This window comes from Streptococcus sp. 27098_8_103, from assembly GCF_041432345.1.
In the GTDB taxonomy this organism is placed as follows: Bacteria; Bacillota; Bacilli; order Lactobacillales; family Streptococcaceae; genus Streptococcus; species Streptococcus mitis_BV.
This window is the reverse complement of the sequence record NZ_JAPVZK010000015.1, coordinates 40,039-54,049: the sequence shown is the minus strand read 5'-3', so window position 1 is coordinate 54,049 and position 14,011 is coordinate 40,039. Positions and strand designations below refer to the sequence as shown.

Annotated in this window: 12 protein-coding genes; 1 reads left to right on the top strand and 11 read right to left on the bottom strand. The window is 39.4% G+C overall.

What is annotated here, in order from left to right; all coding sequences use genetic code 11:
• Positions 1–43: 43 nt before the first annotated feature.
• The 5 genes from O3599_RS06015 to O3599_RS05995 are packed head-to-tail and all read right to left on the bottom strand — an operon-like array spanning position 44 to position 6,708.
• Positions 44–1,294, bottom strand: coding sequence for a hypothetical protein (locus O3599_RS06015; RefSeq protein ID WP_371512286.1), 1,251 nt, complete (start codon positions 1,292–1,294; stop codon positions 44–46).
• Between the two features lie 31 nt (positions 1,295–1,325).
• Complete coding sequence (locus O3599_RS06010) at positions 1,326–2,342, bottom strand: cell wall-binding protein (protein ID WP_371512284.1); 1,017 nt, start codon at positions 2,340–2,342, stop codon at positions 1,326–1,328.
• Between the two features lie 17 nt (positions 2,343–2,359).
• Complete coding sequence (locus tag O3599_RS06005; RefSeq protein WP_371512282.1) at positions 2,360–3,451, bottom strand: DUF6287 domain-containing protein; 1,092 nt, start codon at positions 3,449–3,451, stop codon at positions 2,360–2,362.
• An 11-nt stretch (positions 3,452–3,462) separates the two neighbouring features.
• Positions 3,463–3,819 (bottom strand): hypothetical protein, encoded by a 357-nt coding sequence (locus tag O3599_RS06000; RefSeq protein ID WP_024057425.1) that lies wholly within the window; start codon positions 3,817–3,819, stop codon positions 3,463–3,465.
• A gap of 3 nt (positions 3,820–3,822) precedes the next feature.
• Complete coding sequence (locus tag O3599_RS05995; RefSeq protein WP_371512280.1) at positions 3,823–6,708, bottom strand: SEC10/PgrA surface exclusion domain-containing protein; 2,886 nt, start codon at positions 6,706–6,708, stop codon at positions 3,823–3,825.
• 193 nt (positions 6,709–6,901) lie between these two features.
• Between O3599_RS05995 and O3599_RS05990 the strand changes: the two genes are divergently transcribed.
• On the top strand, positions 6,902–7,828 hold the full coding sequence (locus O3599_RS05990) for a helix-turn-helix domain-containing protein (RefSeq protein WP_371512278.1): 927 nt from the start codon (positions 6,902–6,904) through the stop codon (positions 7,826–7,828).
• A 126-nt stretch (positions 7,829–7,954) separates the two neighbouring features.
• Here the strand turns inward: O3599_RS05990 and O3599_RS05985 are convergent, their stop codons facing one another.
• The 6 genes from O3599_RS05985 to murC all read right to left on the bottom strand — a co-directional run bounded on the left by O3599_RS05985 (position 7,955) and on the right by murC (position 14,007).
• Complete coding sequence (locus tag O3599_RS05985) at positions 7,955–9,319, bottom strand: amino acid permease (RefSeq protein WP_049499011.1); 1,365 nt, start codon at positions 9,317–9,319, stop codon at positions 7,955–7,957.
• A gap of 73 nt (positions 9,320–9,392) precedes the next feature.
• Complete coding sequence (gene greA / locus O3599_RS05980) at positions 9,393–9,875, bottom strand: transcription elongation factor GreA (RefSeq protein ID WP_000818769.1); 483 nt, start codon at positions 9,873–9,875, stop codon at positions 9,393–9,395.
• Positions 9,876–9,936: 61 nt separating this feature from the next.
• Positions 9,937–11,631, bottom strand: coding sequence for an endolytic transglycosylase MltG (gene mltG / locus O3599_RS05975; protein ID WP_371512275.1), 1,695 nt, complete (start codon positions 11,629–11,631; stop codon positions 9,937–9,939).
• A gap of 79 nt (positions 11,632–11,710) precedes the next feature.
• Positions 11,711–12,205, bottom strand: a complete 495-nt coding sequence (locus O3599_RS05970; RefSeq protein WP_371512273.1) for a GNAT family N-acetyltransferase — start codon at positions 12,203–12,205, stop codon at positions 11,711–11,713.
• A complete protein-coding gene (locus tag O3599_RS05965; protein ID WP_049547132.1) occupies positions 12,202–12,663 on the bottom strand; it encodes a GNAT family N-acetyltransferase in 462 nt (153 codons plus the stop codon). The genes O3599_RS05970 and O3599_RS05965 overlap by 4 nt, the downstream gene beginning before the upstream one ends.
• Positions 12,664–12,672: 9 nt before the next feature.
• On the bottom strand, positions 12,673–14,007 hold the full coding sequence (gene murC, locus O3599_RS05960; RefSeq protein ID WP_371512271.1) for a UDP-N-acetylmuramate--L-alanine ligase: 1,335 nt from the start codon (positions 14,005–14,007) through the stop codon (positions 12,673–12,675).
• Between the last annotated feature and the right edge of the window lie 4 nt (positions 14,008–14,011).

Here is a 14,011-nt window from a genome sequence, read left to right as displayed (position 1 = left end):
TGCTTCGTTGTGAATGCTGTTTTATCAAATCAATAAAATACTATCACTGCTTATATTCTTTAAAATTAGAACCAGAAAAATATGATTTCAATTCTTCTAAATCTGTCGTAGTTTTAAACTGCCCTTTTTCTAGTTTATCCATATCTACACTGCCATCTTTTTTGACTCCTGCTGCATAACTATAATCTTTATAACGAGTATCTTTAGATCCATCAGATTTGGTCTCAGTGACCTTATAGAGAATGCTTAAAGAAATAACATTTTCATAAGCACTGTCACTTGATGAAAATACTCCTAAGAAGGTTACTTGAGGTTCTAGTGCATAAGAAGATGAAGAGCTATTCTTGTTTTCAGACTTACTGTAGTCATCAATTTTCTTAAGAATGTCCTTTAATTCCTTAATCTCACTGACCTCTTTTAGGCCTGAAACTGGAACTTCAAAACTCTTTTCAGCAGGTACTTTCCCTTCTTTTTTCAATTTATTCAAATAGTAATCACGAACCACAAGTTTGATGCTATCACCATTTTTCAAATCTTTAGGATTAGAATCACCATCAATAGTGAAGATATCTTCTTCGTCTTTTGTTTCAGGAATATATACTCGACCATAACCATTGAAGCCTTCAAAGCTTACAGGAGTCAGTTTTAAGAGGTCTTCTTTTGAAACTTTTTCATACTCCTTCAGTGTTTCAACCTTAAATGTTTTCTTTTCAGCTTTAACAGGTGAATTTTGCGAAGTCGTTGTGACTGTGAAGGTCACTTCATCCCCATTTTTTAACTCACTTTTCTTATCAAACTCATAACGAACACTGCTAATCATAGCCTTAGCTAGAGAAGCTTTTGAAGCTAATTGCGGATTGGTTGCCAAAGCTGATAAGGCTACAGGATCATTCTGGGCAAGGGCTTGAGCTTGTTCCTTGTTAAAGCCAGCCTTTTTGTAGGATAGTTCCTTAACCATAGCCGCAATCACTTCTTCATTATAGGTCAAAGTCCCTGACTCTGAATAACCTGAAAATTCAACCCTAACTTCTTTTGCTAAACTTTTAGGTTGCCCTTGATAAAAGTTATAACCTACAAAAGCGATAATAGCAAGTCCAAGAGCAATCAGCACACCCAGAGTTTCCTTACGTCGTGTCTCAATGATATGTTTTACCTTATCCACAAATCCTAGCTGACTTGGGACAGGAGCTACAGGATTGGCATGTTCACTTTCCTGTTTAACGCTTGTCTCTTGTTCCGAAACTTCTGTGTTATTTGAAGTCTCCTCGTTTACCTTATTTTCCAACTCTTCCACTTAAAATCTCCTTTGTAAAACCAAAATGGAATTATTTGATCCATTTACCAGATCCATCTACACGGTAACCATCAGGTGTTCGTTCGCTAACAGCCATTTTACCATCTGATTTAAGGTAATAATCTCCTACCCATTTGTTACGAGCGTAGCTTCCTTCTGATGTCAAATAGTAATATGATTTGTAGTTATTGTCATAAATCCACTCACTCTTAGCCATCTTACCATTTGATTTGAGGTAATAACTTCCTGACCAAGCATTACGTGCATAGCTTCCTTCTGATGTCAAGTAATAGTAAGAACCGTAGTTGCCATCATAAATCCATTCACTCTTAGCCATGTAGCCACCTGACTTGAGATAGTAGTTCCCTACCCAAGCATTTTCCACGTACTCACCAGAAGCGTTCAAATAGAAATAAGACTTATACTGTGAATCATAGATCCATTGGCTGATAACTTTTTGACCATTTTGGTAGTACGAACGATCTACCCAACCACTCTTTCCACTTGGCTGTTCTGGAGTTTTTGGCTCAGATTTTGGTGTTGATGTTGGCTTCAAGTTAACTTTTTCATACTTAACAAATTCTCCATCTTTAATTGTCAATTTAATAGCCCCAACTAAAGTGAAGTAACCTGATTCATGAGAAAGTGTCCAATCCTTAAACGAAACCAGATAAGTACCATCTGGATATGGGTTCCCATTTCGCAAAGATAAATTAAACTTTGCTCTACCAACATTTTTCTTAGCTTCCCCATTTGTAACTGGATCAATCCTTAAAGTACCGTTTGAAATTAATACTCGTCCTGTATCTGCTTCTAAAACTTCAAAAGACTTTAACAAGCTACTTGAAACAGAGACATCTGGACGATCTCCAACTACTTCCAAGTAAAAGTTTCCATCTAGTCCCTTTTGGGCAGTTACATCCGCATAGACCTTACGGTATTCTGCGGCTTCTACATTGCTTGTAGGGAGTATACTTGTTGTGATAACCCCTGCCATCAGTAGGCTCAACCCCATCACTGATCCTGTCAATACGTGTTTTAGTTTCATCTTCTTTTTCTCCTTTTTTATTCACTAACCTTATAATAAAATTCGTTTGGATCGGATAATGCACCTGCATATTGGGCAATCAACAACCGATCCTTGCTACTGTCAGATGCATCTGTATAAGTTGCATCGCCTGCATTAAAGTCTGGATGTACAACTCCTTGCGGAATGAGGGTAACAGATGCACCTCCAGGTCCTGAACTTGACCCCATGCCAAATTTAGCCATATTATTTACAATCTGCGGTGCAACTGGGGTCAAGACCGCACCATTTGTAAAGCCATTCTCATCAAAAGTGACTTCGCCACCCTTGTTATTCTTCCAAGTACCTTTGATACTGCTAAAGTTTTTCTGATGAATCTCAGCTAGATGAGCACCTGGGCCCTTAGCCTGCTCTTCTAGATCAATAAAGGGACGACTAGCTGAAGCATCATCAAAAATCAACCAGTTCAAGCCTTCTAAGTCAACCTGTTTAATCCCATCTAACCCTTGTAAACTTGAAGGATCCTTGGTTTCTCTCAAATCATAGTTGACTGAGCTGGCTTCCTGATAACGACCATCCGCAAAGAGATAAGTTTTAGCAATGGCCTCTGGTTTAGAAGCACTAAAAATCAAGTAAGAGATGGCGCCATTTTCATATGGAATCAAGATTTGTCGTGAACCACCTTTGCCGGCAACCCCACCAGCCTTGACTAGCTGGGCTCCCTGATCTGTCAGATAATAAATCCCGAGTAGAACCTTATCTTGCTTAATCAACAATTCTTTCTTCCCATCCTTATTGATGTCGTAGAAGGTATAGCTGATGTCTTTCCCTTGGTAATCAAACAAAATGGAATCAATATAAGACTCTTCTTTGTCACCTGTCGAATTCTGTGGCATTTGTTGTTTTTGCGCAGTCTTAACTCGCTCTCTATAGGAATCTAAGATATTCTGATAGACAATCTGGTAATCAATCTTGGCTTGTTCAGCTTTTTTGGCGTCTGAAGCACTGGTTTGGACTGTAGTGTCAGCCGACTCACCTTCACTTGTCTGGCTAGCTTGTTGCCCACAGGCTGCTAATAAAAGCACTGAGCTAGCCACTAACAAGCCACTTAAAATACTTTTCTTGGACATAATACCTCCTTTTATTTCTTTTTAAAAGATTTACCAGCTAGTATACCAGAAGGATCTGAAGTAATAGTCAACTCTCCACCTTTAATCTCATAACCTAGTTTCAGTGAAGACAATTCAAGAGTCTTTTCTTTCTGATTGACCTTCATCTCGTCTGTCTGCTCCGTTGGCTTTCCTTCTGTCAGGATACCAATCGTTTTTCCTTTGGTATGAACTTGTCCCTTATCACCCTTGATTTGGATGGTCACAGTTGCTTCTTCCATAAATGGCATGCTACCTTGATAGACATAAGTCCCATCTGCTGATGAGCAGGCTGCGAGAAGCAATAAGCTCGTTACTAACGATAATACAAATGCAAATTTCTTTTTCAATTTTTATCCCTCTTTTTTCTTTAAAATAATTCCTAATCCTGCTAGGAAGCCATATCCTAATAAAGCAAGTAGGCTGACTTGACTGCCAGTATTTGGCAATGCTTTTTGTCCAGCTTCTTCTTGAGCTGGAGATAGAACTGCAGGCGCTTGGTAGCTTGGTGCTGGCCCAACAGGTTTCACGTTCTGGTCAGCAGCTTGACCTGGTTTGTCGGCATTCGGTTGGTCACTTGGTCTGTCACCTTTAGGCTCTTGAGCTGGTTCCTCACCTTTTGGTTGCTCTACTTTTGGTCGCTCGCCTTTGGGTTCTTCAGTCTTTGGTTGTTCAACTTTGGTATGCTCACCCTTCGGTTCTTCTGTCTTAGGCTGTTTAACTTTAGGTTCTTCAACTTTAGGTTTTTCTACCTTTGGCTCATCACCCTTTGGTTCGTCAATTTTCGGCTCATCCTTAGGTAACTGATCAAGTGGAAATTCTGGTAGTTCTGGTTGAATAGCGCCTGGGCCGTTTACGCCACCTTTGAATTCTGGTTTCTCTGGAATGATAGCGTCGTCGATTGTCTTACGAAGGAGCAATTTTTGATACTCGCGTTCTGCTTCGTCTTTTGCTTTACGAGCTTTTTCTGCTTCGTCTTCTTTTTGTTTTACATTACGTTTTAAGTCGTCTACGTGTTTGCAGAGTTCATCCAACTCTTTTGACTTAGCTTTCAATTCTGCTTCCAGTTTGCCTTTTTCTTGGCTCAAACGAAGTGTTTCTGCCAACTTGTCTTTTGCTTTTTGAAGTGCGTCTTCCGCATCTTTCAACTCTTTGTCCGCTTTCAAACGCTCAATCTTGGCATCTTCCAAGTCTTTGTCTTTTTGCTGACTTTCAGACAATTTCTTAACCAATTCTTTATCCGCTTCGTCTTTTTCCTTGCGAGCTTTTTCCAGACGCAATGATTTGGAATTATCGTCAAGTGTCGCACGTTCTAGCTTACGTTGAGCGTCTTCTGCTTTTTCTTTAGCTTTTTCAAGCTCTTTGACAGCTTCCGCACGTTTTGCTTCTTTGGCTGGTGTTTCAGATACTTCTTTTTCTAGGTCGGTAATGCGTTTCTCAATTTCTTGAAGCTCTGTTTTCACTTGTTCCAAATTAGCTTCAGCAGTCTTCTTATCAGCTTTAGCTTTTTCCAATTCAGCTTCTACTTCTTGTTTGTTTTGTAGAGTTGGTGTTGGAAGGTTAGCTGTTGAATTTGGTCCATAGAGGTCATCATACTTAGCTTTTTGGATGTCTGTGTTATCGTTGTCAATATATTTTTCACTTTTCACTTTCAAAACGTGAATACGGTATACGTGTGTGAAATCAGGGTCACCAAGGTCAGTTAAAAGTTGTCCACCTTTGATGATTGATGTATTTAATCCTAAAGTATCGGCTTGTAACAGGCTATAAAAATGACCATATCCACCAGTCAAGTATCCTTCTGCAAAGAATGATAAGAATGTTTCTGTCATACGAGCAATGAGTTCTTGTCTAGTCATTTTATCTGAACCCATTGGAATATTCATGAGGTCTTCATAATATTGACTATGAGTATCAACACCTGGATTATCAGATGCAATCAAGCCTCTTTTTCGTGCAACGTCGTTAATCCCACGTCCAAAATGGCTAAGGTCTTGGTAGTCATTGTCTTTATAGACTTTAGCAACTTCTTTGGCAAAATCTTTATTATTTGTGTTTAGTTTTGCTTCTGGTAAGTCTAATTGTTTACGAAGATTGTTTAAAAGAGTAACAAAATGGTTGTTTAAGTCATTAACGATATCTTGAGGAAGGTTATTTGGGTCATATTTGACATCATTTTCTCCGTCTTTGATTCCATTTTCGCTAATGCTACCGATTTTTTCCATCCATTTTTCATTTGTTTCACGGTCTAGTTTAGTCAACTCTTCTTCTAGTCGGCGAATATCTTTACGATATTGTTCCAACCAAACGTTATAGCGAGCGTTCCATTCTTCATCTGCTTTGTCGATTTGGTCTGCATCCATACCGTCCATATTTGGATATGGTTCTGGGTATTTGTCCATACGACGTTTGATAAGCTCTTTAGCTTTTGCTAGCCATTCTGGTGTTACGGTTACGTCTGTCGGATATTGAGCTGTTTTTAGTTTTTCTTCAGCATCTTTAACTGCTTTTTCCGCGTCTTTGACCGCGCCTTCTTTTGCTGTTTTATCCTCTTCTTTGTCGGCTTTGTTTTGGCGTTCTTGAACTTTCTTAGCTTCACGCGTTTTGTCGTTTTCTTTTGCTTTTTCTAGCTCTGTTTCTGCATCACGTTTAGCTTTGTCTTTTACAAGAACATCTTTATCCGCGTCATCTTTTTCTTGTTGAGCCTTTTCTTTCGCAGCTGGGTCAAAGTCGTCCGTTGCGTCTTTCAACTCTTTGTCAGCCTTTTCTACACCTGTACGGGTCTTATCAAGCTCGTCTTTAGAGAGTTTGGCTTCGTCAGACTTTTTAGTCACTTGGTCAGCCTTATCTTTGGCTTCGGCTTCTTTGTCGTCTTTAGCTTTTTCTTTAGCGTCTATATCTTCTCTTTCCTTTTGGATTTTTTCAGGTGTAGCGTCTTTTGCCTTTTCAAGGTCTTTTTCAAGCACTTCTTTTTCAGACTTTTTAGCTTCTTTTTCTTGTTGAGCCTTATCAAGCTCGTCTTTAGCTTGACCTGCGTCTTTTGCTTTTTGGTCGGCATCTTTAGCGCTATCTACCGCACGTTTTTCAGCGTCAGATAAATCTTTGTCTGTGACCTTATGGCTGTCCTCTGCCTTTACTATGTTTTCAGTCGGAGCTTCACTAGCAAAGACCGTTGGAGTGGTTGCGACTACTCCTAAACCAGCCACTGTAGCAGTTGTCATAATTAGGGACTTTTTCATCCTTATCTCCTTTATTTTTGATTGACTTGATTATACAGTAAATAATCCCCTTTTTGGATATTTCTACCGAAAACAATAGAATTTTACCCCCCCCCCCCGACTTTTCCTAAAAAATTTACTAAAAACAGTAGTTTTTCCCAAAAATGGAGAAATTTAAGTTATAATAAAACCAATAAAACTCAAGGAGACTATCATGGAATTCAAACACTATGGAGAAATTATCCACAAAATCCGTCAAGATCGCAATATGAGCCTTAAAGAGGCTGCTGGAGATGCCATTACTCCCAACAACCTTAGTCGCTTTGAAAAAGGACTCGCTACTGTTAAAGTAAATACATTTTTTGAAGTTTTAAACAATTTTAATTTAGATGGATACGACTATGTAGAAATTTTTCATATTCAAGATAAGAATTCCCTAAGAGCAAGAGAAATTATACATGCATTGTCTAAAAATGATAAAATAAAAGCTAGACAAATACTGGGAAAGAAAAGTGACTGGGGAAATGTCATAGAGTATTACATACTAAAATTAGATATTTTTAGAATGGAGAATACAAGGGATGAATCGACTCCTGATGTAGTAGAAGCTATTAATTACTTGGTCAACTATATGTTTAGTATTGATACTCTTTATATTCGTGATTTTCTTATTATTGAACTTCTTCTTACATTTGATGGGCAATATTTTGAGTTAAAATTCCTTGAATATCTCGAAAAGCTAATTGTCAAAGGATTAGAAGAAACTAAACAGATATCTGAATCATTTTCTCACAGATATACTCAAACTGGAACGTTTTTAGTTAGAACATATTCTCGCTATGGATACTACGATAAAGCAGAAAAGCTCATCTATAAGTTGAAGATAGCACTATCTGAAATATTCTATTATGAGTTTTCAGTATTTCAACTATTTTATTTAAACATATATGAAGTTTTCAATCTACTTCGACAAAACAATCCTAAGGCTATTGAACGAGCTAATGCTCTTCTTCATTACATTGATGCTCAAAACGACCTCTTTCCATTACCAAATATGATTACAATTAAAAATTCATTTACCCAAGAAGTTCAACGACTGAATAAAACTGGCATTCCATTCCCTATGGAAGATGAAGAATAACTATCAACATCAATAAACAACAAAATGTGTGCAACTTTAAAGCACCAAAGTCACTTTAGACTCTGGTGCTTTTTTAACTTGATTTTAAAAGAAAAACTCACCAAGCTTAGTTGATGAGTTCTTAATCTATTTTCTAAATTTCCACTGGCTGTAAATACCAAAACCAATAATCCAGATAGCTGATCCAATTGCTCCTACAAATGTAGACTCTTGCAAAAAGAGGGTTACAAAGACAAAGGCAAAGAAGAGCATGGTTAAAGGATTTAAGAAACGATAGTGGGGCATGAGATAGCCATCCGCCATAAAGTCTGGTGACTTGCGGTATTTAAGGTGAGCCACCATAATCAAGATATAAATGGCGATATAGACACCTGATGATGATGCCGTAATCAAGGCAAAGGCATCCGAAACTCCTGGCAAGACGTTGATAAAGGCTGCTAGGGCAATCAAAACCGCTGAAGCGATGATGGCATTTTGTGGCACATTGTGGCGAGAAAGGGTATCTGCCTTGATCGCTTTTAGGAAGCGATTTGGCGAATCATGAGCAATCTGGTACAAATGGCGCCCTGTTGAATAAAGGGTTGAGTTAAGGGCAGATGCTGCTGAGGTCAAAACGACGAAGTTAATCAAGGCTGCCGCCCACTTGATACCTGCTAACTCAAATACCGTAACAAAGGGAGAATCAGCAGAAGCAAGCTCACGCCATGGAATGATAGCCATGATGGCTAAGAGGGCACCACCGTAGAAAAAGGCGATACGCAAAGGAATTTCCTTAACGGCTTTTGGCAAGACCTGACGTGGATTTTTGGTTTCAGAAGTTGTGACTCCGATAAACTCAATCATGAGGTAGGCAAAGAACACCATCTGGAAAGCCATGACAAAGTTCACTCCACCATTAGGGAAGAGGGAGAAATTGTCAGCAATATTAGCCAAACTTGCTACTCCATGAGGTGTCTTGAAGCCCGTCAAGACCATAAAGACTCCTGTCGCAATCATAGCTAAAATAGCCACAATCTTGACCATAGCAAACCAAAACTCAACTTCCCCAAAGAGCTTCACCGCAATCAGATTGACCAAAGCTAGAATGGTCAAAAATCCAATCTCAATCATCCAACTTGGCCAGCTAGGGAACCAAAACTGAACATAGTGAGAAATGGCTGTGATTTCCGCCATACCGATAAAGACAACGGATAACCAGTAAGACCAGACTGCAAAATGTCCCCAGCCCTTACCCAAATGGCGCGTGATAAAGTTAATAAAGGTATGTTGCTCAGGATCTTGGTAGAGCATTTCCCCAACCGCTCTCATCATAAGGAACATGAAAGCTCCAGTAATCATATAAATCAGTACAATGGAAGGACCTGTTAGGCTAATAGAGCGACCTGCTCCCAAAAAGAGTCCTGTCCCGATTGTTCCAGCAATGGCCATAACCTGTACGTGACGATTGGTCAGACCACGCTCCATCTTATTTTGCTTCTTTTTTGAACTCATATAGTCTCCAATTCTTTTTAAACCTAAAAAGGAGCAAAGAAGGATATTTCCCTCTTTCTACTCCTTTTAATCATTAGGCTGTTTTTTCAACCTTCAAGATTTTTACATCATAGCTACCCACAGGTGTTTCGACAGTTGCTGTATCACCTGTTTTCTTACCAATCAAGGCTTGTCCGATTGGACTTTCATTTGAAACCTTACCTGCAAAGGCATCTGCACCAGCTGAACCTACAATGATATAAACTTCTTCTTCGTCCTCACCAATTTCTTGGATCGTGACTGTTTTACCAATCGCTACTTCGTCTTGGGCAACTGAGTCGCTATTGACGATTTCAGCATAACGAATTTTTGTTTCCAAGCTAGAGATTTGACCTTCGACAAAGGCTTGTTCATCCTTAGCTGCTTCATACTCACTGTTTTCTGAAAGGTCGCCGTATGAACGAGCAATCTTAATACGTTCTACCACTTCTGGACGACGGACCAATTTCAATTCTTCTAATTCTTTTTCTAGTTTTTCTTTTTCCTCAAGTGTCATAGGATATGTTTTTTCTGCCATTTTTCTCAACTTTCTTTTACTTTATTTTTTAAAACAAAATTATGTGGAAAACCACATAATTTTAGTTTGAACTACTTGATTGCGTTAATTTATTATTGATATGTTGTGCAACATTTTGGTCATGTTCTGCCTTGTTCGTAGCGAAATATACCTTGCCATCTGTAACATCTGCTACAAAGAATAAGTTATCACTCTTAGTTTGATTGATACTTGATTCAATAGCATCCACACTTGGACTATCTACTGGTCCAGGCATGAGGCCTAGATTTGTATAAACATTGTATGGTGAATCAATTGATGTATCGATTCCAGCATCGTCGGCAAGACTAATCTTCTGACCAAGTTTGCCTTGGGCATACAAGATGGCAATATTGCTTTGAAGTGGCATACCAAGATTCAAGCGATTGTAGAATACACCTGCAATCATCTTACGATCTTCAGTTTTCGCTCCTTCTTTTTCTACGAGTGAAGCAATGGTTAACAATTCATTAACTGTCAAGTTTTTAGACTTAATTGTACTATAGTGTGGAGTCAAGGTCTTATCCATGGCTGCCAACATCTCGTCAATCAAGCTTTCAATAGTTGTACTTTCCTTGATAGAGTAGGTCGCTGGGAAGAGGAAACCTTCCAAACGGTAACGAGCTCCACTTTCTTTTGTAGGTAAGCTTTCTAGTAAGTTTGAATATTTAGAAACTTCTTGACTGATAAAGTTGTCATCTTGAACTTTAGCCAAGAAAGCATCCGCAGTCAAAGGCTCTTTAAATTCACCTTTTAATTGGCCTACAGCTTGGGCGATTTGCTCAATTGTATAGCCCTCTGGAATAGTCAAATCTGCAAGTGATGGTTCTTTAGGTTCAGCTGTACCACCCTTTTGTAGTTCCTTGATGATATCCTCTGTACTCATGCTCTTTTGCAAATTGTAATATCCAGCCTTCAGATCTGAATAATTCTTATATTTTGCATAGAAAGCAAAAATCACTCCGTGTTTGATTACACCAGAATGTTCAAGAGTTGATCCAATCTCTTGGACATTGGCTCCTTCTGGAATTTGAACCGTTACATATTCCTTAGAATTTGCATCTACAGGTAATAAAGATGATTGAACATACTGGTAACCGAAGTAACCACCTGCCGAAATCAAGGCAAGGAAAATCAATAGAGAAATGAAGAAAGCCTTCAAATGTGATTTTTTCTTCTTGACAGGCTTAACTGTCTCACGACGACTACGACGTGGAATTTCAGAAATGACTTCAACATCTTCCGTTTCCATAACCGGTTCTGGTATTGTTGCTTCCTTCTGTGGCTCTTTTTTCACCTCTGTCTTATAAGAAACAGGCACTCTTGTAGGAGTTGTATTCAATTCTTTTTCGACATTGTGTGGACGTCCAGCCCCTGGTCCCGGAGCCGGTCTTGATGGACTTGCTTCAGCTGGTGAAGCTGGAACATCTTGACTAGGATGACTAGGAACGATTGGAGCTTCCTCTCTTAGTTCCTCCGCCGGTGATGCAGGCACATCTTCACTAGGATGCTGTGGAACACGTGGTGCATTCTCCATAATTTTTTCAACAGCTGATAGGGATGCATTCATCACCTCTTCATCAGCAATTTTTGTGTCAGGGACAGACAAAGCTGATTTTTTTTCATCAAGCTCAGCGGCCTCTTGGCGAATCCCTTCATAACGTTTTACTTTTTCTAAATCACGCAAAATCTGCTCTTTAAAGCTTAATTTTTCGTCTTCTCTTGGCTTTTCACTCAAAAGTTTATCCTCCTCGTTGACAATCCATAATATTATATCTTAAAAACGAAAGAAAAGCAACCTAGCATGCTTTTCTAGCTTATTTTTTAGCTTCCCAGACCATATCATACCAGGTTTCTCCTGCAAAGGTTGACTGGGACTGGCCTTCATTGACAAATCCATGTTTTTCATAGTAGGCGATGAGATAGTCATGACAGGTTAGGTTAATACCTTCTCTTTCGTGTTCAAGAGCCAACTCTTTCAAGGCTATTAGTAATTTCTGACCAAGTCCACGGCCCTGTGCCTCCTTGGCAATAGAGAGACAGGTCACAGAGATATAGCCACCCCGTTCATGACTATGGTCTTCTATCTCCTCTGTAAAGGACTGGTCTTGCAGATAGCGGTGAGGGGCAACTGGCCCTTCTATATACCCCATGATTCTTCCCTCTTTTTCTGCAACCAGAAATGAGGTCTGAATTTCTCGCAAATGTGCTTCAAAAACAGAGCGAGGAATGGCTTCTTCAATCGAGAAATTTTCTAGTTCAATCTCAACGATACGATCCAAATCTTCTAATCTTGCTTGTCTGATTTTCATTGTGCCTCCAGATAAAAGGGATTAAACCAAATCATACTAAAACCCTGGCTAGTTGCATAAAGCGAAGTTTCTTCATCAATAAAACCGTTCATTTCAAAATAGGATAGCAACTCATCAGGACTCTTCAAACGAATAGCTTTGTAATCCAGCTCAACCGCCACCTCTTTCAAAGCCGCAAGAAGAAGCGTGCCCAAGCCCTGTCTCTGATGGCCAGACTCAATGACTAAAGAATGCATTTCTAGACATTGCGGATTATGTGGCTGCGGACCACCTAGAACATAGCCCAGAAGCTGATTTTCATCCCTAGCTAGAAGAAAGGTATCCGCATACTTACGGATACTTTCTTCTAAAATATGGGAAGGTTGCTGCTTTTCAGCTGGAAAAGATGAAGCCTTAAGTTCCTCTATCTCAGCCAAATCAGACTTACTTGCCTGAATGATCTTAATAGGAATTTCCATGGGAAAATCCTATTGAACATTGCTTGTCAAGTTAGACAAGAGTCGCTCAAATGAGTATTCATAGGTTTGGATATCTCCTGCTCCCATAAAGACGTAAACAGCATTGTCATGGTCTAGGAGTGGAGAAACATTTTCAACAGTGATCACTTGGTGTTTCTTATTGATTTTATTGGCTAGGTCTTCTACCTTAACATCACCATGGTCTACTTCACGAGCAGATCCATAAATTTGCGCTAGGTAAACTGCATCCGCCTGGTTCAAAGCGTGGGCAAAGTCGTCCAACAGGGCAATAGTTCTAGTAAAGGTATGCGGTTGGAAGATTGCTACGATCTCTTTACTTGGATATTTTTGACGAGCCGCATCCAAAGTAGCAATGATTTCTGTTGGATGGTGGGCAAAATCATCGATAATCACCGTGTCATTGACAATTTTTTCTGTGAAACGACGCTTAACACCGGCAAATGTTTTCAAGTGTTCACGCACCAAGTTCAAATCAAAGCCTGATGTGTACAGCAATCCGATGACTGCTGTCGCATTCATGATATTATGACGACCAAAGGTTGGGATGTGGAATTGTCCCAACTCTTGTCCACGGAAGTGAACAGTGAAGGTTGAACCAGTTGTAGAACGGAGAAGATCACTAGCGACAAAGTCATTACCTTCTGCTTCAAAACCATAATAATAAATTGGTGCATCAGACGTAATCTTACGCAATTCAGCATCTTCTCCGTAGATAAACAAACCTTTGGTAATTTGTTTAGCATAGTCGTTAAAGGCATTGAAAACATCCTCTAGACTTGTGAAATAGTCTGGATGGTCAAAGTCAATGTTAGTGATGATAGAATATTCTGGGTGGTAAGGCATGAAGTGGCGCTCATATTCGTCAGATTCGAAGACAAAATATTTGGCATTGGCTGAACCACGACCGGTCCCATCTCCAATCAAGAAGCTAGTATCTGTGATATGAGACAAGACATGAGACAACATACCTGTAGTTGAAGTTTTTCCATGTGCTCCAGCTACTCCCATGCTAACAAAGTCGCGCATAAAGCTACCTAGGAACTCATGGTAACGTTTGTAGCTGATACCATTTTGGTCCGCATAGGCAATTTCGACGTTGTTATCTGGACGAAAGGCATTTCCAGCGATAATTTCCATATCACCGTCTAGATTCTTTTCATCAAAAGGAAGAATGGTAATCCCTGCCTGCTCAAGACCACGTTGAGTAAAGTAGTATTTTTCAACATCTGAACCCTGTACCTTATGCCCCATTTGGTGCAACATCAAGGCCAAGGCACTCATACCTGATCCCTTAATTCCGATAAAATGATATGTCTTTGACATGTTT

What these genes read in the sequence shown, in the direction of transcription:
- O3599_RS06010 (WP_371512284.1), bottom strand. Translation starts at nt 2,342, where the DNA reads ATGAAACTAAAACACGTATTGACAGGATCAGTGATGGGGTTGAGCCTA.
- O3599_RS06005 (WP_371512282.1), bottom strand. Translation starts at nt 3,451, where the DNA reads ATGTCCAAGAAAAGTATTTTAAGTGGCTTGTTAGTGGCTAGCTCAGTG.
- O3599_RS05995 (WP_371512280.1), bottom strand. Translation starts at nt 6,708, where the DNA reads ATGAAAAAGTCCCTAATTATGACAACTGCTACAGTGGCTGGTTTAGGA.
- O3599_RS05990 (WP_371512278.1), top strand. Translation starts at nt 6,902, where the DNA reads ATGGAATTCAAACACTATGGAGAAATTATCCACAAAATCCGTCAAGAT.
- O3599_RS05985 (WP_049499011.1), bottom strand. Translation starts at nt 9,319, where the DNA reads ATGAGTTCAAAAAAGAAGCAAAATAAGATGGAGCGTGGTCTGACCAAT.
- greA (WP_000818769.1), bottom strand. Translation starts at nt 9,875, where the DNA reads ATGGCAGAAAAAACATATCCTATGACACTTGAGGAAAAAGAAAAACTA.
- O3599_RS05970 (WP_371512273.1), bottom strand. Translation starts at nt 12,205, where the DNA reads ATGAAAATCAGACAAGCAAGATTAGAAGATTTGGATCGTATCGTTGAG.
- O3599_RS05965 (WP_049547132.1), bottom strand. Translation starts at nt 12,663, where the DNA reads ATGGAAATTCCTATTAAGATCATTCAGGCAAGTAAGTCTGATTTGGCT.
- murC (WP_371512271.1), bottom strand. Translation starts at nt 14,007, where the DNA reads ATGTCAAAGACATATCATTTTATCGGAATTAAGGGATCAGGTATGAGT.